This is a genomic window from Streptomyces sp. NPDC051104 (genome assembly GCF_040682835.1).
GTDB lineage: Bacteria > Actinomycetota > Actinomycetes > Streptomycetales > Streptomycetaceae > Streptomyces > Streptomyces cynarae.
In genome coordinates this window covers 1-26729 of the sequence record NZ_JBFBBS010000011.1, presented here as the reverse complement: position 1 = coordinate 26729, position 26729 = coordinate 1, and the positions used below count along the sequence as shown (strand labels likewise).

Annotated in this window: 25 protein-coding genes and 1 pseudogene; 15 read left to right on the top strand and 11 right to left on the bottom strand. The window is 71.1% G+C overall.

Annotation, left to right across the window (positions count from 1 at the left end):
- The first annotated feature begins 85 nt into the window (after positions 1-85).
- The 6 genes from AB0N14_RS18205 (at position 86) to AB0N14_RS18180 (ending at position 5273) form a co-directional block, all read left to right on the top strand.
- Positions 86-169, top strand: a complete 84-nt coding sequence (locus AB0N14_RS18205; protein WP_349817350.1) for a putative leader peptide — start codon at positions 86-88, stop codon at positions 167-169.
- A gap of 132 nt (positions 170-301) precedes the next feature.
- Entirely contained in the window at positions 302-1180 is an 879-nt protein-coding gene (locus AB0N14_RS18200; protein ID WP_366026677.1) for an ABC transporter permease, read from the top strand.
- The gene (locus AB0N14_RS18195) at positions 1153-1917 is read left to right on the top strand and encodes an ABC transporter ATP-binding protein (RefSeq protein ID WP_366026676.1); all 765 of its coding nucleotides are present in this window, start codon (positions 1153-1155) and stop codon (positions 1915-1917) included. The genes AB0N14_RS18200 and AB0N14_RS18195 overlap by 28 nt, the downstream gene beginning before the upstream one ends.
- Positions 1918-1963: 46 nt before the next feature.
- The gene (locus tag AB0N14_RS18190; RefSeq protein WP_366026675.1) at positions 1964-2995 is read left to right on the top strand and encodes an ABC transporter substrate-binding protein; all 1032 of its coding nucleotides are present in this window, start codon (positions 1964-1966) and stop codon (positions 2993-2995) included.
- Position 2996: 1 nt separating this feature from the next.
- Positions 2997-4151 carry an LLM class flavin-dependent oxidoreductase gene (locus tag AB0N14_RS18185; protein ID WP_366026673.1) on the top strand — a complete coding sequence of 385 codons (1155 nt, stop codon included), beginning with the start codon at positions 2997-2999 and terminating at the stop codon, positions 4149-4151.
- A 42-nt stretch (positions 4152-4193) separates the two neighbouring features.
- Positions 4194-5273 (top strand): NAD(P)-binding domain-containing protein, encoded by a 1080-nt coding sequence (locus AB0N14_RS18180; protein WP_366026672.1) that lies wholly within the window; start codon positions 4194-4196, stop codon positions 5271-5273.
- A gap of 18 nt (positions 5274-5291) precedes the next feature.
- Here AB0N14_RS18180 and AB0N14_RS18175 read toward each other — a convergent pair whose 3' ends face one another.
- A complete protein-coding gene (locus AB0N14_RS18175) occupies positions 5292-7094 on the bottom strand; it encodes an ABC transporter ATP-binding protein (protein ID WP_366026671.1) in 1803 nt (600 codons plus the stop codon).
- A gap of 117 nt (positions 7095-7211) precedes the next feature.
- On the opposite strand from AB0N14_RS18175, the gene AB0N14_RS18170 reads away from it, so the two are divergent.
- Positions 7212-7718 (top strand): MarR family transcriptional regulator, encoded by a 507-nt coding sequence (locus AB0N14_RS18170; RefSeq protein ID WP_366026670.1) that lies wholly within the window; start codon positions 7212-7214, stop codon positions 7716-7718.
- Between the two features lie 183 nt (positions 7719-7901).
- Here the strand turns inward: AB0N14_RS18170 and AB0N14_RS18165 are convergent, their stop codons facing one another.
- The gene (locus AB0N14_RS18165; RefSeq protein ID WP_366026811.1) at positions 7902-8681 is read right to left on the bottom strand and encodes a hypothetical protein; all 780 of its coding nucleotides are present in this window, start codon (positions 8679-8681) and stop codon (positions 7902-7904) included.
- Positions 8682-8948: 267 nt separating this feature from the next.
- On the opposite strand from AB0N14_RS18165, the gene AB0N14_RS18160 reads away from it, so the two are divergent.
- The 4 genes from AB0N14_RS18160 to AB0N14_RS18145 all read left to right on the top strand — a co-directional run bounded on the left by AB0N14_RS18160 (position 8949) and on the right by AB0N14_RS18145 (position 13645).
- A complete protein-coding gene (locus AB0N14_RS18160; protein ID WP_366026669.1) occupies positions 8949-10757 on the top strand; it encodes an ABC transporter ATP-binding protein in 1809 nt (602 codons plus the stop codon).
- Complete coding sequence (locus AB0N14_RS18155; protein ID WP_366026668.1) at positions 10754-12535, top strand: ABC transporter ATP-binding protein; 1782 nt, start codon at positions 10754-10756, stop codon at positions 12533-12535. The genes AB0N14_RS18160 and AB0N14_RS18155 overlap by 4 nt, the downstream gene beginning before the upstream one ends.
- Positions 12536-12864: 329 nt before the next feature.
- A complete protein-coding gene (locus tag AB0N14_RS18150) occupies positions 12865-13335 on the top strand; it encodes a DUF5709 domain-containing protein (RefSeq protein ID WP_366026667.1) in 471 nt (156 codons plus the stop codon).
- A gap of 37 nt (positions 13336-13372) precedes the next feature.
- Complete coding sequence (locus AB0N14_RS18145; RefSeq protein ID WP_200420199.1) at positions 13373-13645, top strand: type B 50S ribosomal protein L31; 273 nt, start codon at positions 13373-13375, stop codon at positions 13643-13645.
- Between the two features lie 41 nt (positions 13646-13686).
- On the opposite strand, the gene AB0N14_RS18140 is transcribed toward AB0N14_RS18145, so the two are convergent.
- Positions 13687-14481: a metal-dependent hydrolase gene (locus AB0N14_RS18140; protein ID WP_366026666.1), complete on the bottom strand. Its 795-nt coding sequence runs from the start codon at positions 14479-14481 to the stop codon at positions 13687-13689.
- Between the two features lie 145 nt (positions 14482-14626).
- Here AB0N14_RS18140 and AB0N14_RS18135 point away from each other — a divergent pair, with 145 nt between their 5' ends.
- Together AB0N14_RS18135 and AB0N14_RS18130 are read left to right on the top strand one after the other, a co-directional pair.
- Positions 14627-17140 (top strand): DUF3516 domain-containing protein, encoded by a 2514-nt coding sequence (locus AB0N14_RS18135; RefSeq protein ID WP_366026665.1) that lies wholly within the window; start codon positions 14627-14629, stop codon positions 17138-17140.
- 19 nt (positions 17141-17159) lie between these two features.
- Complete coding sequence (locus AB0N14_RS18130; protein WP_366026664.1) at positions 17160-18032, top strand: acyl-CoA thioesterase II; 873 nt, start codon at positions 17160-17162, stop codon at positions 18030-18032.
- A 47-nt stretch (positions 18033-18079) separates the two neighbouring features.
- On the opposite strand, the gene AB0N14_RS18125 is transcribed toward AB0N14_RS18130, so the two are convergent.
- Both AB0N14_RS18125 and AB0N14_RS18120 read right to left on the bottom strand, forming a co-directional pair.
- Positions 18080-19165 (bottom strand): DUF6397 family protein, encoded by a 1086-nt coding sequence (locus AB0N14_RS18125; protein WP_366026663.1) that lies wholly within the window; start codon positions 19163-19165, stop codon positions 18080-18082.
- A gap of 128 nt (positions 19166-19293) precedes the next feature.
- On the bottom strand, positions 19294-19707 hold the full coding sequence (locus tag AB0N14_RS18120; RefSeq protein ID WP_366026662.1) for a roadblock/LC7 domain-containing protein: 414 nt from the start codon (positions 19705-19707) through the stop codon (positions 19294-19296).
- Positions 19708-19801: 94 nt separating this feature from the next.
- Here AB0N14_RS18120 and AB0N14_RS18115 point away from each other — a divergent pair, with 94 nt between their 5' ends.
- Entirely contained in the window at positions 19802-20230 is a 429-nt protein-coding gene (locus tag AB0N14_RS18115; protein WP_366026661.1) for a PPOX class F420-dependent oxidoreductase, read from the top strand.
- A gap of 28 nt (positions 20231-20258) precedes the next feature.
- Here the strand turns inward: AB0N14_RS18115 and AB0N14_RS18110 are convergent, their stop codons facing one another.
- From AB0N14_RS18110 to AB0N14_RS18090, 5 genes are all read right to left on the bottom strand, one after another.
- Positions 20259-20864 (bottom strand): ATP/GTP-binding protein, encoded by a 606-nt coding sequence (locus AB0N14_RS18110; RefSeq protein ID WP_366026660.1) that lies wholly within the window; start codon positions 20862-20864, stop codon positions 20259-20261.
- 195 nt (positions 20865-21059) lie between these two features.
- Entirely contained in the window at positions 21060-21473 is a 414-nt protein-coding gene (locus tag AB0N14_RS18105) for a DUF742 domain-containing protein (RefSeq protein ID WP_366026659.1), read from the bottom strand.
- Between the two features lie 19 nt (positions 21474-21492).
- Entirely contained in the window at positions 21493-21930 is a 438-nt protein-coding gene (locus AB0N14_RS18100) for a roadblock/LC7 domain-containing protein (protein WP_366026658.1), read from the bottom strand.
- Positions 21927-24455, bottom strand: a complete 2529-nt coding sequence (locus tag AB0N14_RS18095; protein WP_366026657.1) for an ATP-binding protein — start codon at positions 24453-24455, stop codon at positions 21927-21929. Before AB0N14_RS18095 ends, AB0N14_RS18100 begins: the two co-directional genes overlap by 4 nt.
- 47 nt (positions 24456-24502) lie before the next feature.
- A complete protein-coding gene (locus AB0N14_RS18090) occupies positions 24503-25276 on the bottom strand; it encodes an MHYT domain-containing protein (protein ID WP_366026656.1) in 774 nt (257 codons plus the stop codon).
- 152 nt (positions 25277-25428) lie between these two features.
- Between AB0N14_RS18090 and AB0N14_RS18085 the strand changes: the two genes are divergently transcribed.
- Complete coding sequence (locus tag AB0N14_RS18085) at positions 25429-26028, top strand: methyltransferase domain-containing protein (protein ID WP_366026655.1); 600 nt, start codon at positions 25429-25431, stop codon at positions 26026-26028.
- A gap of 76 nt (positions 26029-26104) precedes the next feature.
- Here AB0N14_RS18085 and AB0N14_RS18080 read toward each other — a convergent pair.
- A pseudogene (locus AB0N14_RS18080) lies at positions 26105-26647 on the bottom strand (oxygenase MpaB family protein); the annotation flags it as partial.
- Positions 26648-26729: the final 82 nt, after the last annotated feature.

The window sequence follows — 26729 nt, the reverse complement described above, 5'->3', positions numbered from 1 at the left end:
GCTGATGGCTCGTCCCGCGAAACGAGAGGTCCACTTGCCGAGACGCCGTTGACCTGGAAGGCGTCATCTGGCTACTTTCAACCGCATGTTGCGTTCAGCTCTGCTCACCACACGCGGTCATATCGACCTGCTGCGGGTGGCCTCTGCCGCGTGTCGCCGCGGCTGCTGACGCCCTCCTTCTCTCTCTTTCACCCTCGTTTCCTCGCCTTGGCACCGCCCTGCCCACACGTCTGAGCCCTCTCTGACGCGGTGCCGCCGAGGTGCGTCCCCGTCCGGCCGCTCTCCTCCTCGTGGAGCACTCATGAGCATCAGCCATGCCCGACCCGGCGCCTCCGAGTCCGACATTCCGGTTATATCAACAGATAGGCCGGCCCTGCCCGAGCTGGAACTCCTCGCCCCCTCCTCCGCTCGCCGCACCCGCGTCCCCCGCTGGCTGCGGCGCACCTCCAGCCCGCTCCTGCTGCTCGCCCTGTGGCAACTCCTCAGCAGCACAGGCGCGTTGCCCTCCGACGTCCTCGCCTCTCCCGGCAGGATCGCGCAGGTCGCGGGCGATCTCGTCGCCGACGGATCCCTGCCCTCCGCGATGGGCACCTCGCTGCGCCGCGTCGCGGCCGGTCTGCTGCTCGGCACCGTCATCGGCACCGGACTGGCCCTCGTCTCCGGGCTGTTCCGCATCGGCGAAGACCTCGTGGACGCGCCCGTCCAAATGCTGAGAACGGTCCCGTTCGTCGGCCTGATTCCGCTGTTCATCATCTGGTTCGGCATCGGCGAGGCCCCGAAGGTCGCCATCATCACCCTCGGCGTGACCTTTCCGCTCTACCTCAACGTCTACGCCGGTATCCGTGGCGTGGACGCCCAGCTGATCGAGGCCGGGGAGTCCCTGGGGCTCTCCCGGTGGGGGCTCGTCCGGCATGTCGTCCTGCCGGGCGCGTTGCCCGGCGCGATGACCGGTCTGCGCTACTCCCTCGGCATCGCCTGGCTCGCCCTCGTGTTCGCCGAGCAGGTCAACGCGGACGCCGGGATCGGCTTCCTCATGGTGCAGGCGCGGGACTTCCTGCGGACCGACGTGATCGTGGTCTGCCTGATCGTCTACGCCTTCTTCGGTCTGCTCGCCGACTTCATCGTCCGCTCCCTCGAAAGGCTGCTGCTGCAATGGCGACCGACGTTCACGGGCCGGTGACGACCGGCGCCGAAAGGGCCCCGGCCCCCGCCTCGGCCGTCCGCGTCGAGGGGCTCACCCGCTCCTTCGATGAGCGCGCCGTCATCGAGCGCCTGCAACTCGATGTACGACCGGGCGAGTTCGTGGCTCTGCTGGGCCGCAGCGGCTGCGGCAAGTCGACCCTGCTGCGCATCCTCGCCGGCCTCGACCGCGACATCGAGGGCACCGTCCTCGTCCCGCGCCGCAAGGCGGTCGCCTTCCAGGCGCCCCGGCTGATGCCGTGGAAGAAGGTGTGGCGCAATGTGCTGCTCGGGCTGCCCGGCAAGCCCGAACGCACCGTCGCCGAAAAGGCGTTGGAGGAGGTCGGCCTGGCGCACCGCTCGGACGCCTGGCCGAAGACCCTCTCCGGCGGCGAGGCCCAGCGTGCATCCCTGGCTCGGGCCCTGGTGCGCGAACCGGATCTGCTGCTGCTCGACGAGCCGTTCGGCGCGCTCGACGCGCTGACCCGTATCAAGGCCCAGCGCCTGGTGGGCGAGCTGTGGCAGCGGCGTGGTTGCGCCGTTCTGCTGGTCACGCATGACGTCGAGGAGGCGGTGCTGCTCGCCGACCGCGTCCTGGTGATGGACGGCGGCGTCATCGCCCACGAGACGACGGTCGACCTGGACCGCCCGCGCGACATCACCGACCCCCGCTTCGCGGAGGTACGCGCCGGGCTGCTGGAACGCCTCGGCGTCGCCACAGCCGCCGAAGCCGGCTGACTCCCCCGCTCATTCCTGTAACTGACTGCACACGAACGGATCCGTCATGCGACGACGCCTCCTGCCCGCCGCGCTGCTCCTGCCCTTCGCCCTGCTGCTCACCGCCTGCGGTGGGAACTCCGCTGCCGAGACCTCCGCCGGCGGCCGAACCGACGGCAAGGGCTCCCTCACCCTCGACGTCGGTGATCAGAAGGGGGGTTCCGAGGCGGTCCTGGAGGCCGCCGGTGAGCTCAAGAACCTCGACTACAAGATCAAGTGGTCCACTTTCACCTCCGGGCCGCCGCTGCTGGAGGCGATCAACGCGGGCGCCGTCGACATCGGGGGCGTCGGCAACACCCCTCCGGTCTTTGCCGCGGGCGCCGACTCCAAGATCACGGTGGTGGCCGCCTGGCACGGCACGTCCAAGGGCGATGCCGTCCTCGTACCGAAGAACTCCCGGCTGAGCGCGGTGCAGCAGCTCAAGGGCAAGTCGATTGCGGTGGCGCAGGGTTCGTCCGCGCACTACCAACTGGTCGCCTCCCTCAACAAGGCCGGGCTGAAGCTGAGCGACGTGAAGGTCAAGTACCTGCAGCCGGCCGACGCCCTGGCCGCGTTCACCAGCGGCAAGGTCGACGCCTGGGCGGTGTGGGACCCGTACACCTCGCAGGTGCTGCAAGGGGGTCAGGGACGCGTCCTCACCACCGGTGACGGCGTGACCAACGGCTTCACCTTCCAGGTGGCGGCTCCGCGCGCCCTGAAGGACAAGAGGAAGGCCGCGGCCGTCAAGGACTACCTGGAGCGGCTGCGGCGCGCCCAGGACTGGGTCTACGCGCACCCCGAGGCCTGGGCCAAGGTGTGGGCGAAGGACACCGGTCTGTCGTACGAGGTGGCGCTCGCCGCGGTGAAGCGCACCAACGCCTCCCGGGTCCCGGTCGCCGTGGACAAGTCGCTGATCACCTCCGAGCAGCAGATCGCGGACACCTTCACCGACCTGAAGCTCATCCCGCGCAAGGTGGACTTCGGCGACTTCGTGGACACCGAGTTCAACGGCAACCTGCCCCCGTCCAGCGCGACGCCCCGTGTTCCGAAGGAGTCGTGACATGACCGTCCGACTTCACTGGTTCCTGCCGACGGGTGGGGACGGCCGCACCCTCGTCGACCGGCACGCCTACGCGCCCAACGAGGCGGGTGCCACCCGGCAGGTGCGCGGGGTGCGCCCACCGGACATCGAGTACCTGGCGCAGATCGCCAAAGCCGCCAAGCAGTTGGGCTTCGAGGCGGTCCTGACCCCGACCGGCACCTGGTGCGAGGACGCCTGGCTGACCACGGTCGCGCTCGCCCAGCACACCGAGCGGCTGAAGTTCCTGGTCGCCTTCCGGCCGGGGCTGATCTCGCCGACGCTCGCGGCGCAGATGGCGGCGACGTACCAACGTGTCACGCGTGGTCGGCTGCTGCTCAACGTCGTCACGGGTGGCGACTCGGCCGAACAGCGGCGCTTCGGCGACCGTCTCGACCACGACCGGCGATATGACCGGACCGACGAGTTCCTGACGGTCGTCCGCGGGGTGTGGCGTGGGCAGCCGTACGACTTCGACGGCACCCACTACCAGGTCGAGGGCGGGCTCACCGCGGTGCCGCCGGACCCGCTGCCGCAGCTGTTCTTCGGCGGCTCGTCGCCGGCGGCCGGACCGGTCGCCGCGCGGCATGCGGACGTGTATCTGACCTGGGGTGAGCCTCCCGCCCAGGTCAAGGAGAAGATCGACTGGATTCGCTCGCTCGCCGAGCGCGAGGGGCGCACGGTCCGCTTCGGGATCCGGTTGCACACCATCTCCCGTGACTCCGCCGCCGAGGCCTGGACGACCGCGAACCGGCTGCTCGACGATCTCGACGCGGACACGGTCGCAGCAGCGCAGGCGGCGCTCGGCCGCAGCGAGTCGGTGGGACAGCAGCGGATGCTGGCCCTGCACGGCGGCTCCCGGGAGGCGCTGGAGATCCATCCCAACCTGTGGGCGGGCGTCGGCCTGGTCCGTGGCGGGGCGGGCACCGCGCTCGTCGGCAGCCACGCCGAGGTCGCCGACCGGATCGAGGAGTACCACGCGCTCGGCATCGAGCACTTCGTGCTGTCCGGCTATCCGCATCTGGAGGAGGCGTACTGGTTCGGGGAGGGCGTGATCCCGGAGCTGGCGGCCCGCGGGCTGCTGGACCGCGGGCCCACAGCGGCGGGCGCGCCGCTCCTCGTCGCAAGCGGACGCTGAACCGCTGGGAAGATCCACGCCCGCGACAGGGTTGGTGGAAGCGTGAACAACACACGCGAGGTCGAGGTGGTCGTCACAGGAGCTGGGCAGGCCGGCCTGTCCAGCGCCTATCACCTGCGGCGTACCGGGTTCGAGCCGGAGCGCGACTTCGTGGTCCTCGACCACTCCCCCTCTCCGGGCGGCGCCTGGCAGTTCCGCTGGCCCTCGCTGACCTACGGCAAGGCGCACGGGATGCACGCGCTGCCGGGCATGGAGCTGACGGACGCGGATCCGGCGCGGCCGTCGTCGGAGGTCATCGGCGCGTACTTCGACACCTACGAGCGCACCTTCGACCTGCGCGTCCGGCGGCCGGTGCATGTACGGGCCGTGCGGGAGGGGACGGAGGGGCGGCTGCTCGTCGAGACGACGACCGGGACATGGTCGACACGGGCGCTGATCAACGCCACGGGCACCTGGGACCGGCCCTTCTGGCCGCGCTATCCCGGCCAGGGGACCTTCCGGGGGCGGCAGGTGCACACCGCGCAGTACCCCGGGCCCGAGGAGTTCGCCGGACAGCGGGTGGTCGTCGTCGGTGGCGGCGCGTCCGGCACCCAGCATCTGATGGAGATCGCCCCCTACGCCGCCGCGACCACATGGGTGACCCGGCGTCCCCCGGTGTTCCGCGAGGGCCCGTTCACCGAGGACGTCGGACGGGCTGCCGTGGCACTCGTGGAAGAGCGGGTGCGGCAGGGGCTGCCGCCGAGGAGCGTCGTGTCCGTGACCGGGCTGCCGCTCAATGACGCTGTCCGGCAGGCGATCGCCGACGGTGTGCTGGACCGGCAGCCGATGTTCGACCGGATCGTGCCGGATGGCGTGGAGTGGGACGACGGACGGCGTGTGGAGGCCGACGTCATCCTGTGGGCGACCGGCTTCCGGGCTGCGATCGACCACCTGGCTCCGCTGCGGTTGCGCGAGCCGGGCGGCGGAATCCGGGTGGAGGGCACGCGGGTGGTCTCCGACCCGCGGATCCACCTGGTCGGCTACGGCCCGTCGGCGAGCACGATCGGCGCGAACCGGGCGGGACGCGCGGCTGTGCGGGACATCAGGCGTCTGCTGGCGAGGGAACCGGTCGCCGCCGCGTGAGGCTCGATGCGCCGGCCCTCAACTCGTGGTCTCCAGTTGCGCGTCCCGCCGGACCAGGGCCGCGTACCGGCCGTCCAGCTCCAGAAGCTCCTCGTGCGTGCCGCGTTCGACCGCGCGTCCGGAGTCGAGGACGACGATCTGGTCGGCGCTGCGGATGGTGGACAGCCGGTGCGCGATGGTGAGCGTCGTACGGTTGGCCGACAGGGCGTCGATGGCCTCCTGGACGGCGTGCTCGGTCCGCGTGTCGAGCGCGCTGGTCGCCTCGTCGAGGATGAGGACCGGCGGGTCGCGCAGGACGGTGCGGGCGATGGCGAGCCGCTGTTTCTCACCGCCCGAGAAGCGGTGGCCGCGCTCGCCGACGACCGTGTCGTACCCGTCGGGCAGGGACATGATGTGGTCGTGGATCTGGGCCGCCCTGGCCGCCGCGTACAACTCCTCCTCGGTGGCGTCCGGCTTGGCGAAGCGCAGGTTGTCGGCGACCGAGGCGTGGAAGAGGTAGGTCTCCTGGGAGACGACGCCGACCGCGCGGGCGAGCGTGTCGAAGTCCAGATCGCGCACGTCCACGCCGTCGAGCGTGACCCGACCTGCGGTCACGTCGTAGAGCCGGGGCACCAGGTAGCCGAGCGTGGACTTCCCGGAGCCGGTGGGTCCCACCACGGCGAGGCTGCCGCCTGCCGGGACGGCGATGTCGATGTCCTTGAGGACCGGGCCGCTCTTGTCGTCGTAGTGGAACTCGACGTCCTCGAAACGGATCTCACCCTTGACCTGGTCGAGGTGGACCGGCTCATCGCGTTCGGTGATGTCGATGGGCAGGTCGAGGTACTCGAAGATGCGCTGGAAGAGCGCCAGGGAGGTCTGGATCTGGACGCCGGTGGAGAGCAGGCTGACCGTCGGCCGGAACAGGCCCTGCTGGAGCGAGACGAACGCGACCAGGGTGCCTGTCGAGATGGACGGGCCGCCGAGTTGGAGCGCCAGCCCGGCGGTCCAGTAGATGACGGCGGGCATGGCGGCCATGACGATGGTGATGACGGCCATGCGCCAGCGGCCCGCCATGTTGGACTTCACCTCGAGGTCGACCAGGCTCTCGGACTCACGCCCGAAGGACTGGGTGAGCGAGTCGGCGCGGCCCATCGTGCGGCCGAGCAGGATGCCGCTGACGGAGAGCGATTCGGTGACGGTGGCGGCCATCGCGGCCATCTGCTTCTGGCGCTGGGTGGCTATCTTCTTGCGTTCGTTGCCGACGCGCCGGCTGATCCACACGAACAGCGGCAGCAGGAGCAGCGAGACGACGGTGAGGCGCCAGTCGAGGGCGACCATGGCGACGATGGTGGCGACCACGCTGGTGAGGTTGGACACCAGGGAGGTCGCGGTGGAGGTGACCGTCGCCTGCATGCCGCCGATGTCGTTGGCGATCCTGGACTGCACCTCGCCCGTGCGGGTGCGGGTGAAGAAGGCGAGCGACATGCGCTGCAGCCGGCCGTAGACCGCGGTGCGCAGATCGTGCATGACGCGCTGGCCGACGGTGGTGGAGATCAGGGTCTGCAGCACGCCGAAGACGCTGGTGACGACGGCGCTGAGGATCATGCCGAGGGCGAGCAGGGTCAGCAGACCGGTGCGGCCCTGCGGGATCGCGACGTCCAGGGTCTCCTTCAGCAGGAAGGGCGTGGCGACGGAGACCAGCGACGAGGCGCCGACCAGCAGGCCGACGACCGCGAGCCGGCCGCCGTACGGCCTGAAGAGCTTCAGGATGCGGCGGACCTGCCGCGGCTGCTCCGGTGAGCCGTCGGGCGACGGTGTCCAGGTGGGTTGGTCGGGGTGCATGGGCTCCTACGGAGGTGAGGCGTCGGAACGCGTGGTGGACGCGTCGGGCCGAGCATCGAGATCCTAGCTCATTGTTACCTATACTCACAATGCACAAGGTCCTGATATTGTTCCCGCATGACGACCCCCGATCCGGACAGCCTGCTCGCCGAGCAGCTGCTGCGGCTCACCCGTCGGGTCCACCGCATCCAGAAGCGCCATCTGGAGCGGTGCGACCTGGGCATCACCCCGGCCCAGTCCCGACTGCTGCGCACCCTCGCCCACTTCGGCTCACCGCCCCGCATGGCGGATCTCGCGGAGCGCCTCGAGGTGGTGCCGCGAGCGGTCACGACGCTGGTCGACGGTCTGGAGGCGAGCGGCAGGGTGCGCCGCGTACCGGATCCGACCAACCGGCGGGTGATCCGGATAGAGGTCACGGACGAGGGGCGCAGGGCGTTGCGCGCGTTGCGCGGTGCGCGTCGGTCCGCGGCCGAGGAGATTCTCGCTCCCTTGACGGACGAGCAGCGTGAGGTGCTGGGCGATCTGCTCACCACACTGATCGACGGCGGGGACGTCGCCCTGGCAGCCGAGCGCGACCTCGCAGGCGAAGGGGGGCTCGCAGCCGAACAGGAGCGCCGGTGCTGACATCGCGCGCCTGAGCCGCAGGTGGCGGGCGCCGCCCCCGCTTTCCCCTGGCAGCCGCGCCCTGTCGTTGCGTCAGACCTCGCGCTGCGGGCTCCCTGACCGCGTCGGGGCCGGCCTGCGGAGCGACACCCGCTTCCCCCGTCGCGGTCTCCACGGGGACTCCGCCCGGCCCACGACGAAGCCTCATTGGGCGTCAAGGAGTTCCTCCGGTGGCTCCCAGGCCTTCAGGTGCGCCCTGTCGCCCATCACCACCACGGGCTCCTGGTCGGGATCGAGCACGCGCAGCAGGTGCCTCATACCGGATTCGGGCAGCGTGACACAGGCCAGCGTGCCGTCTTCGTGATCCACGTGCAGCCAGATGCCGCCGCCCTTCTCCTCGCCCTCGGGGCGGGCCGGATCGTGGGGTGGGGTGCCTCTGAGTCGGTTGTAGTCGATGGCGATGACGTAGTCGAAGACGTTCCGGCGCAACTCGTCCCAGTCCTCCGGCGCCTTGTACGACTCCCCCTGGCTGTACGGGAGCTTCGTCCCCGGATCGTCGAGGAGACCGCCGGCGTCGCTGAGCGTGAACACGCCGACCGGACTGCGCAGATCGCCCAGGTAGTGGTCCGTCGTCCAACCCGCCTTCCCGTTGTGCCCGCGCCAGCGCCCCGACTCCTTCCAGGCCGAGCCCTCCTTCAGGTAGAGCACGACCGTGGACTCCGCAGAGTCCTCGTCGTCGCCATAGACCACCACGACCTGACGCGACCCGTCGGGGATCCGCCGGTGCATCCCGTCACCGACACCCGGAATGCGGCTCGGCCCGGGCGTGGGTGCGGGTGTTCTCCCGGCCCCGTTCCCCGGAGCACCGCGAAGGGTCCGGCCGTCTCGTGTCGGATCGGGGCCTTTCGCCCGGTGGCTCTCGCCCGTCGAACCGCCGCACCCGGGCACGGACATCAGCAGTACACCGCAGGCTGCCGCCACCATCCACCTGTCCACCGCCGCACCGCACACACCACCTGTTCGCATATGTCGTATCGTCACATCGCTTTCCGGACCCTTCCGTCCGGATGTCCGCCATCCGGCCGCACAACGGCGGGGCCGGTTCTCGCCTGCGGGGCCGGAAAACCGTTTGCTTTCGAGCGCGTTCCGACGCGAGGCTGTCACGGCTTGTCACGGGCAGGCGCGGACCCGCAGACGCCGCTCCGGCCTGCCCCACCACCCGTTTCCGCTGACACGAGCCACTGGGACGTCATGCAGATTCACGACCTTCCGTATCCCGACCCGGGTGTGCCGGACGCACGCTCAGGTCCCCGATTCCTGTGGTGGCTCGGCCGGAACCAACTGGGCGGGCAACTGAAGTCCCTGGCCTGGGGGCTGCTCCACTTCCTGTCCGTCTGCGGGCTGCCGTTCTGCGTCGGTCTCGCCGTGCAGGCCGTCGTCGACCGGTCGGGCGCCCGGCTCGCGCTGACGGGCGGACTGCTCCTGCTGTGCGGGGCTGGCATCGCGCTCGGCGACACCATGCTGCACCGCACCGCGGTCACCAACTGGATCACCGCCGCCGCGCGGGTCCAGCAGCTCCTGGCGCGCAGGACGGCCCTGCTCGGCTCCGCCCTGACCCGGCGGGTGGCGGCCGGTGAGATCGTCGCGGTGTCCACCGGTGACGTCGAGAAGATCGGCTGGTTCGTGGAGGCCGTCTCGCGGTTCAGCGCGGCCGCGCTCACCGTCGTCGCGGTCTGCGTCGCGCTCGTCGTCTACCAGCCCGCGCTCGGCGTCATCGTGGCGGTGGGCGTGCCGGCGCTGGCGCTCACCGTGCTGCCGCTGCTGCCTCGGGCGACCCGGCGCGCCGACGTCCAGCGGGAGAAGGCGGGCCGCGCCACCGAGCTGGCCTCGGACACCGTCGCGGGCCTGAGGGTGCTGCGCGGCATCGGCGGCGAGGAACTGTTCCTGGAGCGCTACCGCCGGGCCTCCCAGGAGGTCCGCACCGCGGCCGTGGGCAGCGCCCGCATGTGGTCGCTGATCGCGGCGATCCAGGTGCTGATGCCGGGTCTGCTGATGATCGCGCTCGTCTGGCGCGGTGTCCAGCTGGCCCATGAGGGGCGTATCGCGGTCGGTGAGCTGGTGACCGTGTACAGCGCCGTCATGCTGCTCACCTACCCGCTGCAGCACTTCCAGGAGATCGCCATGGCGTACTCCTTCTCTCGGCCGTCCGCCCGGCGCGCGGCCCGGGTGCTGTCCCTGGAGCGCGCCATGGACGCCGCGGGCTCCCGCGAGGCGAGCCTGCCGGCCGGGGACCTGTACGACCCGCGGACCGGCCTGCTCGCGCCCGCGGGACAGTTCACCGCCGTCGTGTGCGGCGACCCGGACGCGGCGGGGGTGCTGGCCGAACGGCTGGGCGGACACCCCGCGGAGGAGGGCACCTCGGTGCTGCTGGGCGGTGTCCCGCTGGACGAGCTACCGCTCCAGACGGCCCGCACCGCCGTTCTCGTCCAGGACAAGGATCCGGTGCTGTTGTCCGGCTCCCTGCGCGAACTGCTCGACGTACCCGCCTCCAGTGAGGTCGGCGCCGAGGAGGCGCTCGCCGCAGCGCAGTGCGGTGATGTCCTGGACGCCCTCGTGGAGGGGTCGACGGACATCGACGACCCGATGGACGCGCGGATCACCGAGCGCGGCCGGTCCCTGTCCGGCGGCCAGCGCCAGCGGCTCGCCCTGGCCCGGTCGCTCATCACGGACCCGCAGGTGCTGGTCCTGGACGAGCCGACGTCCGCCGTCGACTCGCACACCGAGGCACGGATCGCCGACGGGATCCGCCGCCTGCGGGCGGGTCGCACGACGGTCGTGTTCACCTCCTCGCCCCTGCTCCTGGACCGAGCGGACCGGGTGGTGCTGGTGCACGAGGGAGAGGTCACGGCGGTCGGCCTGCACCGCGACCTGGTGCACGCCGAACCCCGGTACCGCTCGGTCGTCACCCGCGAGACCGACGACGAGGCCGCCGCGCGCGCCGACGTCCTGGCCGAACTGCACGAGCTGGAAGACCTGGAAGAGATCGAGGAGACCGCATGATCGGCGTGGCGCCACCGGCGTACGACCCGGCGGCCCCGACGACGGCGACCACGCTGCCCGTCGGCGCCCCGGAGACCGTACGCGCCTATGTGGCCGAACTGTTCCGCCGGCACCGCCGCCCCTTCCTGCTGCTCATCGCCGTGAACACGGTCTCCGTGGTCGCCTCGATGGCCGGCCCGTACCTGCTGGGCGGGCTCGTCGAACGCGTCTCGGACGGCGCCCGGGAACTCCATCTGGAACGCACCGTCGCGCTGTTCGTCGTCGCGCTCGTCGTCCAGGCGGTTTTCGTACGCCTCGTGCGGCTGCACGGCGCCGTCCTCGGCGAGCGGATGCTGGCCGACCTGCGCGAGGACTTCCTCGTACGGTCGGTGAAACTGCCGCCGGGCGTCCTGGAGCGGGCCGGGACCGGCGACCTGCTGTCCCGGATCACCACCGACATCGACCGGCTCGCCAACGCCATGCGCGAGGCCGTGCCCCAGCTCGCGATCGGCGTGGTGTGGGCCGTACTGCTGCTCGGCGGTCTCACCGTCACGGCCCCACCGCTGGCACCGGCCGTGCTCGTCGCGGTACCGCTGCTGGTGATCGGCTGCCGCTGGTACTTCAAACGCGCCCCGTCCGCCTACCGATCCGAAGCCGCCGGGTACGCCGCCGTGGCCGCGGTCCTCGCCGAGACCGTGGATGCGGGGCGCACCGTCGAGGCCCACCGCCTCGGCGACCGGCGCATCGAGCTGTCGGACCGGCGGGTCAAGGAGTGGACCGCCTGGGAGCGCTACACCCTGTGGCTGCGGTCGGTCCTCTTTCCGGTCATCGCCGTCACACATGTCACCGTCCTGTCCTCGGTCCTGTTGATCGGCGGGGTGTTCGTCCTGCAGGGCTGGATCGGCATCGGGCAGCTGACGACCGGCGCGCTCATCGCTCAGATGCTCGTCGACCCGGTGGGGCTGATCCTGCGCTGGTACGACGAGCTGCAGGTGGCCCAGGTGTCGCTGGCCCGGCTCGTCGGGGTCCGGGAGATCGAGCCGGACGCGGGCGACACCTCCCTGGCACCCGACGGCCGTGACGTGGCCGCCGAGGAAGTGCGTTTCGGCTACCGCGCGGGCGTCGACGTGCTGCACAACGTCTCCCTACAGGTGGCGCCCGGCACCCGCCTCGCCCTGGTCGGCCCGTCCGGCGCGGGCAAGTCGACGCTGGGCCGGCTGCTCGCCGGCATCTACGCGCCCCGGGACGGCCGCGTCACCCTCGGCGGCGCGGAACTGTCGCGGATGTCGGCCGAGCGGGTGCGCTCGCACGTGGCTCTGGTCAACCAGGAGCACCACGTCTTCGTGGGCTCCCTGCGCGACAACCTGCTGCTGGCCCGGACGGACGCCGTCGACGCCGAGCTGTGGGCCGCCCTCGGGGCTGTGGACGCTGACGGCTGGGCGCGTGCCCTGGACGACGGCCTGGACACCGAGGTGGGCTCCGGTGGTCTGGCGCTCACCCCGGCGCAGGCGCAGCAGATCGCGCTGGCCCGGCTGGTGCTCGCCGACCCGCACACGCTGGTCCTGGACGAGGCGACATCCCTGCTCGATCCGCGCGCGGCCCGCCATCTGGAGCGCTCCCTGGCCCGTGTGCTGGACGGCCGCACGGTCGTCGCCATCGCGCATCGGCTGCACACCGCCCACGACGCCGACGTCATCGCCGTCGTCGAGAACGGGCGGATCAGCGAGCTGGGCAGCCACGAGGAGCTGGTCGCCGCCGACGGGGCGTACGCGGCGCTGTGGCGCTCCTGGCACGGGTGACCTCGGGCACCCGCCCGGCGGCGGTCCGGGGCCGGCGGCCAGGGATCGGCGGCCGGGGATCGGCGGCCCGGCGCAGTCGGTCGCCGGGACCGCCGCCGTCGCGGGTGCGCCCGTCCGCCCGCTCACAGACGCCTGCCCCGGCCTTTCCCGGACGCTGTGCGGCTGCCGTTGCGCGGTGCCGACGGGGGGTGGAAGGCTGGAGGTGGCACCGGCCCGGGGGACGTGCCGGAACCGTCCGGCTCGGGGGGCGCAGCCCGTCCGAGTGGTCACCCGCGTCCGCGACGCGTGCATGGCGGCAATCGGTTCCGTCCCACCACCTGGAGGTATCTGTGGACAGCACCGAGGGATGGGGCGACGACGTCTACCAGCCCGACGGATCCGAGGTGCAGGACGACGCGGGGCTGCTCGACGCCGAGGACACCCTGGAGAGCGACGGCGTCACCAACCCGCTCGACCGGGGCTGGTCGCCGCCCGAGCGGCCCTGGGCGGTGGAGCACGTGGGCGTGACCGCAGCCGAGGGGCACCAGGGCGAAACCCTGGACCAGCGACTCGCCGAGGAAATCCCGGACGTCACCGTCCCGGACGACGACGGCATCGGGGACTGGTCCGACGGTGACGGGGAACCCCTGGACGACGAGGTCGGCAACGCCCGCTCCGGCCGTCTCGTCGCCCCGGACGAAGGGGCGCACGAGGACGAGGAGAACGCACTGGTCGCCACCGACGTCGGCATCGACGGCGCGGCGGCCTCGGCCGAGGAGGCGGCCGTGCACATCGTCGACGAGGACACGCTGCCCGGCTGAACGCCAGCCGCCGCACGCGCCCACGCAAGGAGGCCCCATGCAGCAGGACAAGCACCCCGACTACCACCCCGTCGTCTTCCGCGACCGCGCCGCGGGCTACGCCTTCCTCACTCGGTCCACCGCGACCAGTGACCAGACCATCGAGTGGGACGACGGGGCGACGTATCCGGTGGTGGACGTCGAGATCTCCTCCGAAAGCCACCCCTTCTACACGGGCAAGGCCCGCACGGTGGACACGGAGGGGCGCATCGCCCGCTTCGAGCGGCGCTACGCCAGGGGACAGGGAGCGGACGGCGACTCCGGCCAGTAGGCCGCCGCATCCGTCGAACGGCCGCCGTCCCCCAACCGCCCTCAGATGACGTTGAGCGCCGCCGCGCAGCCCACCCCGCCCAGCAGCATGAACGCCGGCATCAGCACCCTCAGCTCGACCCAGCTGCCCGCCCGGAACCGCAGCGCCTTCGGCGGGCCCACCGGATACCAGCGCTTGCGGCCCAGAGGTATCGGCCACAGGATCGGGCAGCCGGAGACCGTCAGCGCGTCCCCGATGTCGTGCACCAGGGCGCCGAGGACGATCGGCAGGCCGAGCCACAGGTAGTGCTGGCCCGGCGCCGTGAACAGCCAGTCGGCACCGTTGCCCGGTTCGTCGAGTATGCCGGCCAGAATCCACGCGCTCGTCGCGGCCAGCAGCCACACCAGCACATCGCTGCTCGAACCGCGCGCCGCCCGCCACAGCAGTCCCTCGATGGCCAGGACCATGTGCGCGAAGAGGATGGCCAGCACCGTCCAGCGGCCGCCCGTGACGGCCGCCACGGCCGTTCCCGCCCCGATCAGCACCGCCCACAGCCAGGTGTGCGTGAGCGTACGGTGACCGCCCGACCGGCGAGCATCGCCCGGCTTCCTGGTCGCCTTGTAGACGGCGTACGACAACTTGTCGACGATCTCGCAGATCCAACGGGAGAGGGGTCCGAAGGCCCGCGAGATGGTGGCCGCCTTGTGGTCCAGATCCGGGGCAAGCGCGGCACCGGCGCAGATCAGCGCACCGACGAGAAGGACCGGCCAGGGCATCGGATGACCCGAAGCTGCGGCGGCCGCTCCCACCCCGAGCCAGGCTGCGGCCCCCGACAGTGAGTGTGCTGGTCCCATCATGGCCGCATCCCGCCCCATTCCTCTTGTAGCGCTGTCCAGTTGTCCGTGTGCGTCGACCTACTGTCGGCGCCACAGCGTAGCGTTCATGATCTTCGGGTCGGCAGCCGATTCCCTCATCGAGTGCGAGGGCAGGCAAGATGGGGGCGTGACCCTCATCGATCAGCTCCCGCAGACCGCAGACCCCGACGCCCTCTACGAAGCCTTCGAGTCGTGGGCCGGGGAGCGCGGGCTCACCCTCTATCCGCACCAGGAGGAGGCGCTGATCGAGGTGGTCTCGGGGGCGAACGTGATCGTGTCGACTCCCACCGGATCCGGCAAGAGCATGATCGCGGCGGGCGCGCACTTCGCGGCGCTCGCCCGGGACGAGGTCACCTTCTACACCGCGCCGATCAAGGCGCTCGTCTCGGAGAAGTTCTTCGAGCTGTGCAAGCTCTTCGGCACCGAGAACGTCGGCATGCTGACCGGTGACGCCTCCGTCAACGCCGACGCGCCTGTGATCTGCTGCACAGCCGAGGTCCTGGCGTCGATCGCGCTGCGCGACGGCAGGCAGGCCGACGTCGGCCAAGTCGTGATGGACGAGTTCCACTTCTACGCCGAGGGTGACCGCGGCTGGGCGTGGCAGATCCCGATCCTGGAGCTGCCGCAGGCACAGTTCATCCTGATGTCGGCGACGCTCGGCGACGTCTCGATGTTCGAGAAGGACCTGACCCGCCGCACCGGTCGCCCCACGGCGGTGGTGCGCTCGGCGACCCGTCCGGTGCCGCTCTCCTACGAGTACCGGCGCACCCCGCTCACCGAGACGCTGACCGAACTGCTGGAGACCCGGCAGGCCCCTGTCTACATCGTGCACTTCACCCAGGCGCAGGCCGTGGAACGGGCCCAGGCGCTGATGAGCATCAACATGTGCTCGCGGGAGGAGAAGGACCAGATCGCCGAACTGATCGGCAACTTCCGCTTCACCACCAAGTTCGGCCGCAACCTCTCCCGTTACGTGCGGCACGGCATCGGCGTCCATCACGCCGGCATGCTGCCGAAGTACCGCCGCCTGGTGGAGAAGCTGGCCCAGGCCGGCCTGCTGAAGGTGATCTGCGGCACCGACACCCTGGGCGTCGGCGTCAACGTCCCCATCCGCACCGTGCTCTTCACAGCCCTGACCAAGTACGACGGCAACCGGGTGCGCACCCTCCGCGCCCGGGAGTTCCACCAGATCGCGGGCCGCGCCGGGCGCGCCGGCTTCGACACGGCCGGCCTCGTCGTGGCGCAGGCGCCGGAGCACGTCATCGAGAATGAGAAGGCGCTCGCCAAAGCCGGCGACGATCCCAAGAAGCGTCGCAAGGTGGTGCGCAAGAAGGCGCCGGAAGGCTTCGTCGGCTGGACGGAGAACACCTTCGAGAAGCTGATCGCCTCCGAGCCGGAGCCGCTCACCTCCCGCTTCCGGGTCACCCACACGATGCTGCTGTCGGTGATCGCCCGCCCGGGCAACGCCTTCGAGGCGATGCGCCATCTGCTGGAGGACAACCACGAGCCCCGCAAGCAGCAACTGCGGCACATCCGGCGGGCGATCGCGATCTACCGCTCGCTCCTGGACGGCGGCATCGTCGAGAAGCTCGACGAGCCGGACGCCACCGGCCGTATCGTGCGCCTCACGGTCGATCTCCAGCAGGACTTCGCACTCAACCAGCCGTTGTCCACCTTCGCGCTGGCCGCGTTCGAACTCCTCGATCCGGAGTCCCCGTCCTACGCCCTCGACATGGTCTCCGTCGTCGAGTCCACGCTGGACGACCCGCGTCAGATCCTCATCGCCCAGCAGAACAAGGCGCGCGGCGAAGCCGTGGCCGCGATGAAGACGGACGGCGTCGAGTACGAGGAGCGCATGGAGCGGCTCCAGGACGTCACCTACCCCAAGCCGCTGGAGGAGCTGCTCTTCCACGCGTACAACACCTACCGCAAGAGCCATCCCTGGGTCGGCGACCACCCGCTCTCGCCGAAGTCGGTCATCCGCGACATGTACGAACGGGCGCTCTCCTTCACTGAGTTCGTCTCGTTCTACGAGCTGGCACGCACCGAGGGCATCGTGCTGCGCTACCTGGCCAGTGCCTACAAGGCCCTCGATCACACCATCCCGGACGACCTGAAGTCGGACGATCTGGAGGACCTGATCGCCTGGCTGGGCGAGATGGTGCGCCAGGTCGACTCCAGCCTGCTGGACGAGTGGGAGCAGCTGGCCAACCCGGAGGAGATGACGGCGGAGGAGGCCCAGGAGAAGGCAGACGAGGTCAAGCCGGTCACCGCGAACGCGCGCGCCTTCCGGGTGCTGGTCCGCAACGCCATGTTCCGCCGCGTGGAGCTCGCCGCCCTCGACCAGATCGAGGAACTCGGCGAGATGGACGCCGAGTCCGGCTGGGACGCCGAGGCGTGGGGCGCGGCCATGGACAAGTACTGGGACGAGTACGACGAACTCGGCACCGGCCCCGACGCCCGCGGCCCCAGGCTGCTGATCATCGAGGAGGAGCCGGAGAACGGGCTGTGGCGGGTGCGTCAGATCTTCGCCGATCCGAACGGCGACCACGACTGGGGCATCAGCGCCGAGATCGACCTCGCGGCCTCCGACGCGGAGGGCCGCGCCGTCGTCCGGGTCACCGACGTCGGCCAGCTGTGAGCACAGGAGCACACCACCCATGACGAACCCGGCCGAGAGGCTCGTCGACCTGCTCGACCTGGAGCGGATCGAGGTCAACATCTTCCGTGGCCGCAGCCCCCAGGAGTCCTTGCAGCGGGTCTTCGGCGGCCAGGTGGCCGGCCAGGCCCTGGTCGCCGCCGGCCGCACCACGGACGGCGAACGGCCGGTGCACTCGCTGCACGCGTACTTCCTGCGCTCCGGCATACCGGGCATGCCCATCGTGTACCAGGTCGAACGGGTCCGTGACGGAAGGTCCTTCACGACCCGGCGGGTCACGGCCGTGCAGCAGGGCCGCACGATCTTCAATCTGACCGCCTCCTTTCACAAGCCTGAAGAAGGGAGCTTCGAGCACCAGTTGCCGCCGGCCCGCGAGGTACCGGACCCGGAGTCGCTGCCGACGGTGGCGCATGAGGTCGAGGAGCATCTGGGCGCGCTGCCCGAGACGCTGGAGCGGATGGCCCGGCGTCAGCCGTTCGACATCCGCTATGTGGACCGGTTGCGCTGGAGCACCGACGAGATCAAGGACGCCGAGCCACGCAGCGCGGTGTGGATGCGTGCCGTGGGCCCGCTCGGGGACGATCCGCTCGTGCACACCTGCGCGCTGACGTACGCGAGCGACATGACGCTCCTGGACGCCGTCCGCATCCCCGTCGAACCGCTCTGGGGGCCGCGGGGCTTCGACATGGCGTCGCTGGACCATGCCATGTGGTTCCACCGGCCGTTCCGCGCGGACGAGTGGTTCCTGTACGACCAGGAGTCCCCGATCGCGGTGGGTGGCCGTGGTCTTGCCCGGGGCCGCATCTACGACGTCGAGGGTCGCCTGCTCGTCTCGGTCGTCCAGGAGGGACTCTTCCGTCGGTTCGAGCGGTGACGGCACGCCTGTCTCCCGCCCGCGCCGGCCGGTCGCCGCGACACCGGTCAGGGGTTTCTGCGGCGCAGCCACCCGAGCACGCCTCGCGACGGCGTCTGTTCATGGCGCTCGGCCATCGCCTGCCGGTCGGGCACGGTCCCGGCGCGGGTCACAGGCTCACCCGGGATGGCCGTTTCGGTGAAGGCCACGGTCCGGCCCACGTCCGTGGCCCTGTGCACGGTCGTGTTCCCGCAGACCGACGCGGCCCCGGCCCCATGGACCGGCGCAGGGCGGTGGACGGTCCCGGGCCGGCGTTCGTCGTCGGGGACTCCCGGTGACAGCCACGAGGCGGGCCGCTCTCGCCGCGCCTCGATCAGCGCCCGGCCCAGATCGGCCCGGAGCCAGCCGACCTCGTCGGGGTCGTCCGCGATCATGATCCGTGCGGCGATCCGGGCCGCGGGTGAGTCGGGCGGCCACTGCACGGACTGGGCGGGCCGCAGGCGGTACAGCTCGGCGCGCTCGCACCGATCGCGGACGACATCCGCCACGTGCGCCGGGTCCAGCAGGGACGCCACCACGGCGGCCTTCGCCCACGGGTCATCCGTCAGCCGCAGCCGGAATCCGAGGTGCCGCCCACGCCAGTTGCGGGGCCGCAGGTCCAGCCCCGCGTCCAACTGGTCACGCAGCCCCTCGGGCGTCCGGCCGGTGAGCAGCGGCGCGTTCGCCTCCCCGGAGGCGAACTGCTTGACCTCCTCGGCCAGATACAGCCATACCACGGCACGGTAGCGGTTCAGATACCACTTCACCGGCACGACCAGACCCAGGCGTGCGAACCGTGTGAACCGGGCAGGCGTCACGTCCATCAGGGCCGCGCCGTCCCTGGTGCCCACCGTCGCGACCCGTTCCCGGAGCGTCTCGGGGAACCCGTCCTCGCATCGGACCCGGTCGACTTCGGCGCGTGTGATGCGGCGGCCCCCTCCCCTGTCGTCGGGTACCGTCCGCACACAGCCGAGCTGGACGGCGAGGTCCAACTCACCGCGCCTCAGGTCCAGTTCACGTGCGGCGCGGCTCAACGCCAGTGACGGCAGCCGCGACGTGACGTCCGCGGCGCCGGTGGTTTCCGCGATGACGGGCGTGATCGTGTGTCCGGACATGGCCGTTCTCCCCCCGTGCAGTCCGCTGCGGGCGCCGTGTGCGTCCGCGTCGGAAAAGACCGTAGCCTCATCGCCGGATCCCGGAACGGGCCTGTGGAAAACTCCGCTCGCTCCACCGTCGACGCAGGTCAGAGGTCCGCTGCGGGCTTGTGCTCCCGCTCTCGCTCGGTCACGGCGAGGTGCTCCCCGACCCGGTTCACCATCAGTGTCATCTCGTAGGCGATCTGGCCGATGTCTGCCTCGGCGGCGCTGAGCACGCACAGGCAGCTTCCGGGCCCGGCCGCCGTGACGAACAGGACCGCGTCCTCGAATTCGATCATGGTCTGCCGTACCTGGCCGGCGCCGAAGTGGCGGCCTGAGCCCTTGGCCAGGCTGTGCAGACCGGACGAGACGGCGGCGAGGTGCTCGGCGTCCTCGCGCCGCAGCCCGGTGCTGGTGCCGGTCACCAGTCCGTCGTTGGACAGGACCAGCGCGTGCCGTATGGGCTCCACGCGCTCGGTCAGGTCGTCCAGGAGCCAGCCGAGCTCCGTGTTCTGCGCCATGGTCCGCTCTCCCCGTGTTGTAGCTCTCCCTGGCCGGAGGATCCGGTCAGCCAGCCTTCACCACAGCCGCCGTCCCGGCAAGCAGGATGGAGGTATGGCACAGAAGATGACCGACGGGGAATGGCGGGCCTTCGTCTCGCACGGGACCCGCACCGGAAAGCTCTCCACGGTCCGCGCCGACGGCAGCCCGCATGTGGCGCCGATCTGGTTCCTGCTGGACGGCGACGACGTGGTCTTCAACACGGGGAAGGAGACCGTGAAGGGGCGGAATCTGGCCAGGGACGGCCGGGTCGCCCTGTGTGTGGACGACGACCACCCTCCGTACGACTTCGTCGTGCTGCACGGGCGGGCCGAGTTGTCGGAGGACCTGGACGAGGTGCGGCACTGGGCGACACGGCTCGGTGCCCGGTACATGGGTGAGGACCGGGCCGAGGAGTTCGGAGCCCGCAACGGCGTTCCGGGAGAACTCCTCGTCCGGGTACGGGTAGAGAAGGTCCTGGCCTATTCGTCCGTCGCCGAATAGAACCGGCCGGCCCTGGCCGGCTGACGCGTCAGCCCACGGAGTCGAGCAGCCGGGCGGTGTGCATCCGCCCGGCGTACTCGACGAGGCGTATCAGCACCTCCTTCCCCGAGTCGCGGTCCCGTGCGTCGCACAGCACCACCGGCGTGCCCTGATCGAGGTCGAGGGCGCGCGACACGTCCTGGGCCGCGTGGGCGCGGGCTCCGGCGAAGCAGTTGACGGCGACCACGAACGGGATGCTCCGGTGCTCGAAGTAGTCCACCGCCGGGAAGCAGTCCTCGAGCCGTCGGGTGTCCGCGAGCACCACGGCACCGAGGGCGCCCTGGGAGAGCTCGTCCCACAGGAACCAGAACCGGTCCTGACCCGGTGTACCGAAGAGGTAGAGCGAGAGTCCGGACCGGATGGTGATGCGTCCGAAGTCCATGGCGACGGTCGTCGTGACCTTCTGGTCCACACCGTCGGTGTCGTCCACGGACTGGCCCGCCTCGCTCAGCAGTTCCTCGGGGCGCAGCGGCCTGATCTCGCTGACCGCGCCCACCAGGGTGGTCTTGCCCACGCCGAATCCGCCGGCGACCAGTATCTTCAACGCCAGGGCGGCCATCTCGTCCTCGGTGGCGTCGGAGTGCTCGGAGACCATCGATCACTTCTCTCGGGAGTGCCGACCACGGTCGACGTCAGTACATCCGTGCGGAGTCAGCATCATGGCAACGGCGGCGCATCCCCGGGGAGTTCGACCGCTTTTTGACCGATGCGACCACCTGTCGTCCATTCGGCGCCCGAATGGACGTACAACTCGGTACGGGTCCGGCCCGCTGTGGTTACGGCCCATCGCCTACAGCGCCCTCAGTCCCTCGATGACCTCGCGCAGAATCCGTTCGTCAGGAAGTTGGGCCGGTGGTACGGGGCGGCTGACCGTCACGCACCCCAACTCCAGGAGGTCCCCGAGGAGCACTCGAACGACACCCACGGGCAGGTCGGCCCCCGCGGCGAGTTCGGCGACGGACTGCATCTCGACGCGGCAGAGGTCGATGAGGGCCCGGTGTTCCGGGCCCAGCGCGGCGTCGTCGTCGAGGTGCGGTGCCCCGGGATCGAGCGAGACGAGGGCGATGAGGTCGAAGCACACCCCGGTGGGGCCCGGTTTGGTGCGGCCGCCCGTCATCGCGTAGGGCCGCACCAGGGGGCCCGCCTCATGGTCGTACCACTGGCTGCCCGGCTGGTACGGGACGCCTGTCCTGTCCTCGGTCATCGGCGACCGCCCTTGGTCCTCATCCGGCGGCGGGCGGTCGCGCGCCCACCCTGGGCGCGGTGCAGAGGTGCTCGCCGACGCGTTTGACCAGCCGTGCCATCTCGTACGCCACCATGCCGATGTCGGCGGTGACGGCGGTGAGGACGGCGAGGCAGGAGCCGTCGCCCGCGGCCGCCACGAAGAGGAAGCCGTCGTCCATCTCCACCATGGTCTGCCGTACACCACCCGCACCGAAGTGGCGGCCCGCGCCCTTGGCGAGGCTGTGGAAGCCGGAGGCGACGGCCGCCAGGTGTTCCGCGTCCTCCCGGCTGAGGCCGGTGGAGGCGCCGACCGCCAGGCCGTCGTTCGACAGCACCACGGCGTGCCGGACTTCGTTCACGCGTACCACCAGGTCGTCCAGCAGCCAGTCGAGTTCACCCGACCGCTGGGCGGCCCTCGTGCTCGGGTCCTGGATCATGCGGGGTCTCCTTCGCTGCTGTCGCCGGCGGGTCGGGCCGCCTGTCCGGGTGCGCGGCCACCGCCGCGTGCCCAGCCGTCTCGGTACGCCGCCATGCGGTCCCGTACCACTTCGGGGGTGCGCTCGTCGTCGCGCCGGGAGCCGGGAGCGCTTGTCGCGCCTTCCTCCCGGCGTCGGTCGCGCAGTTGGGGGGCGAGGCTCGCCTGCCGTACCCGTCGCGGCAGGTCGTCGGAGGCCTCGGGGTCCTCCGCGGTGCGGTGCAGCCTCAGAGGCGCGACTCCTGGGGGACGGTTCTCGGGCGGCAGGTCGGCGGAGCGTTCCGCTCCGACCCAGGCGGAACGTGCCAGCGCGGGCCGTTCCACTACCTGCGCCACGGGCTCCCTTTGCGGCGGGACCGCGGCCACACGCGCGTACTCACGGTCCTCGTCCCGCTCGGCGTCCGCCGTACGAGGAGGGGGTTCCGTTGCGCCGTTGTGCAGCAGGGCGGTCGGCAGGAGGACGACGGCGGTGGTGCCGCCGTAGGGCGAGGTGCGCAGGTGCACCTTGATGCCGTGCCGGGAGGAGAGCCTGCTGACCACGAAGAGGCCGAGCCGGTCGCTGTCGAACAGGTCGAGCGCCTCGGACTGCTCGATGCGCCGGTTGGCCTCGTTGAGGGTCTCCTTGCCCATGCCGAGTCCCCGATCCTCGATCTCGACGGCGTAGCCGTTGCCGACGGGCTCGCCGTTGACGCGCACGCGCGTGTGGGGCGGCGAGAACTGTGCGGCGTTCTCGATGAGTTCGGCGAGGAGGTGCGTGAGGTCGGCGACCGCGGTGCCGATCACGAAGGCCTCGGGGAGTTGCCGTACCTCCACGCGCGCGTAGTCCTCGATCTCGGAGACCGCGGCCCGTACCACGTTGGTCAGCGAGACGGGCATGCGCCAGGCGCGGCCGGGTGCCGCGCCGGAGAGGATGATGAGGCTCTCGGCGTGGCGGCGCATCCGCGTGGTCAGGTGGTCGAGCCGGAAGAGGTCGCTCAGTTCGCTCGGGTCCTCCGAGCGGCGCTCCATGCTGTCGAGCAGGTTGAGCTGGCGGTGCACCAGGACCTGGCTGCGCCGTGCGAGGTTGACGAACACCCCGGAGATTCCGCTGGCGAGTTCCGCGCGTTCGACGGCGGCGCGCAGGGCGGCGCGGTGCACGATGCCCAGGGCCTCGGCGACCTGCCCGGTCTCGTCCTCGGCGGGCGGGCCGCCGGGCGCCTCGGCGTCGACGTCGATCTCCTCCCCTGCGCGCAGCTTGCGCATGGCCTGAGGGAGTTTGTGGCGTGCGATCTCCAGAGCGCTGTTGCGCAGGCTCACCAGTTCGACGACGAGTCCTCGTCCGATGCGTACGGAGATGACGAGCGACGCTGCGACGGCGACGAGGCCGAGCAGGACGGCTGCGCCGGCCGGTGTGAGCACGCCGCGGGTGAACGGGTCGGCCTGGCGTGCGACGCTCCGGCCCGCCTCCGCCTCGATGGTCCGCATGCCGTCCTGCACGCGCGCGTGTGCCGGGTTCCAGGCGGCTTCGGGGGCGGCCGCGACGGCCGAGGCGCCGGACCTTCTGGCGAGCACCCTGTCCTCCATGGCGCCGATGTCGGCGTAGGCGCTGCTCTTCGCCAGCCGGTTCCAGGAGGTGCGCTCGGCGCCGCGCAGGTCGGCGACGGCGGACGCGGTCAGGGTGCGGCGCGTGTCGACGGCGCCGGTGAACAGCCTCAGCCGGTCACCGTCAAGGCTCCGCGCCAGGCGTGCGCCGGCCAGAACGGCGTCCTCCTGGGCGAGCGACTCGCCCGCGCGGCAGAACTCGAGCAGCACGCGCGCGTCGGAGCCGAGATCGGCGTCCTGCACACCGGTGAGCGCACCGCCCACCTGGAAGGCGGCGGCGATGGTCCTCGTGTACTGCTCGTACGCCTCCTCCCAGCCGACCCGGTGGGCGAGCACGTCGCCGCGCAGGGACCGCAGGTGTTCGGCCCCGGTCACGAAGGATTGGAGACGGCCCGAGACGCCGGAGGGCAGGTCGGTGCCGTCGGCGACGGTGTGGTGGCCGCCGAGCCTCAGTGCGGCCACGGCCCGGTCGGTGCGTCCGGTGAGAGCTTGCAGATCGCTCTGCTGCTGGACGGCGGGATCGGTGGCATAGCGCACGGCGGCGACGCGCTCGTCCTGGAGCGCGGCCACGGCGTCGGCGACCGGCACGCGCACGGTGGAGTCCACTCGTTGCAGCTGGCGCAGCCGGGCGACGTCCTGAGCGGTGCTGACGGTGGCATATGCCCACAGGGCGATCAGGGAGATCACGGGCACCATGAGCAGGCAGACGATCTTCGCCCGGACGGTGCGCGGCCGTATGCGCCACCGACCCGCCCGCACGGCGGTGCCGGGCGGTTCCGTGCCGCCCGCCTCGTCGGTCCCGGCACGCTCGTCGGCCGGCGGGCCGGCGTGTGCACGGCGGCCGCGCGCCGGTGGCCTGGGCGGCGGCTCGGCGCCGGCCGTGGGTGTCCTACGGGGTGTTCGCATGGCCTTCTCACTCGGAGTGTGTTGCGACATGTGGTCCGTGGCCCGGGTCAGCGGACGGCGCTCTCGAGCGGCCGCTGGGCCGACGCGGAGGCCTCGCGCTCACCGGCGGTCGGCGACAGTGCGACGAACGCCGAGGTCAGGAAGAGGTAGGACCCGAGGCCGACGGCGAGGGGGAAGATGAACTGCATCGCCGTGGCCCCGGGCAGGACCTCGCCGGACGGGGTCACATCGACGCTCACCGCGAACATCCCGGTGAAGTGCATGCTGCTGACCGCCGCGCCCATGACGAGCGAGGCGACGGTGACCGCGATGGGCGACTTGATGTTGAGGCCCGCCCACAGGGCCGCCGTCGCCGCGACCACGGCGATCAGCACGGAGAGCGTGACGAGCACCGGGTCGTAGTGCACCGCCCCGTGCAGCCGCAGCGCCGCCATACCGAGGTAGTGCATGCTCGCGACCCCGAGACCGGTGGTGAGCCCGCCGAGGAAGAGCGCCCGGGGGCGGCCACCGCCGTAGCCGACGGCGAACACGCCGACGCCCACGACGATCATGGCGACGAGCAGGCTGAGGATGGTCAGCGGCACGTCGTAGCGGATCTCGGTCCCGGTGACGGCGAAACCGAGCATGGCCACGAAGTGCATGGTCCAGATGCCGGTGCCGATGGCCGAGGCCGCGGTGACGAGCCAGTTGCGACGCGACCTGCCGGTGGCGCCGAGCGCACGGACCGTGCAGCGCAGCCCGAGGGCGGCGCCTATGCACGCCATCACGTACGACAGCACGGGGGTCAGCCAGCCGAATGCGGCGTGGTCCAGGTGTCCCATGGCCACGGGACGCTAGCCCGGGCGGAGGGGCGCAAAGGGGGCGCATTTCGAAAGCTGTTGAAATCTGACGCAGACGAGACACGGAACGATCGCGTCATGCTCGAACATGTGCACAGAGACATCCCTCGTGACGGTGAGGGATCATGCGGAGCATGAGCGACGTCCATACACACGTCCAGGAGTTCTTCACCGCTCGAGCGGCCGACTGGGACGCGAAGTTCCCCGACGACGGCCCGGCGTACACCGCCGCGGTCGCCGCTCTCGGCCTGCGCGAGGGCGACCGGGTGCTCGACGCGGGCTGCGGTACGGGGCGGGCTGTGACGCCGCTGCGTGCGGCGGTGGGGCCCTCGGGCCAGGTCCTGGGGGCCGATCTCACCCCGGCCATGCTTCAGGCAGCGGTACGGGCCGGACGGGACCGCGACGGCCTGTTGCTGCTTGCCGACGTGGCCGCGCTTCCGCTGCGCGCGGAGTCCCTGGACGCGGTCTTCGCGGCAGGGCTGATCGCGCACCTCCCCCACCCGGCCGAGAATCTGCGTGAGCTGGCGCGCGTGGTGCGGCCCGGCGGACTGCTCGCGCTCTTCCATCCGGTCGGACGGGCGGCCCTCGCGGCCCGCCAGGGCCGGCAGATCACCCCCGGCGATCTGCGGGCCGAGCCCAACCTCCGTCCGCTGTTGGTCGGTTCCGGCTGGCGCATGACGTCGTACGTCGACGAGGACACCCGCTTCCTCGCCCTGGCCGTCCGCGAGGGCTGAGTCTCAGCCTCGCCGCGCAACGGCGGTCCGTCGCGGAGAGCGCGCTGTATGCGACGGTGCGCTCGCCCCCCTCGACTCACTCCGTCGGGGAGATCGTTGAGGAGGGCCCTGCCTGCCGGACCGGGCAGCCCTTGACCCCGGGGACCGGACGGGTGCCCAGGTCGGCGATGCGGTAGCCGTTCGGGTAGCCCTTGATCTCCCAGTTCTGCCGCGCGTAGTGGGGAGTCCGGCGCGGGGGCATGAGGCGGACGAGGCGGCTGCGGGCCCGGACCGCACGGCGTACCCACGCGCGCGTGGCGGCGCTCGGCGGCTCGTACCGGAAGGCCCGCAGGAGCGAGTCGTCGAGCAGGGAGAGAGTCGCCCGGCGCAGGACCGGTGCGAGGGGGCGCGGATACCAGGAAGCCATCAGGTCCAGGGTCGCGTCGGACACGCGCCGGGCTTGCGGGTCCCAGGCGAAGTGGGCGGCCTCATAGGCGTCGAGGCAGGTCTCGAACTCCTCATAGGTCCCGGGGATGTCCTTGATGCCCATGTGCCGCCCCAGGGTGCGGTAGTGGACGGCGGAGGCGACGGTCTCGTGCCGGGACAGCCGGCGCCATCCGTAGGCGTCGATCCACCTCCTAATGAGGTTGTCAAGCCGCAGCAGTGACGGGGAGGTTGCTTTGGTAGCACTGTCCGTCACGGATGAGAGCCCACAGGACGTT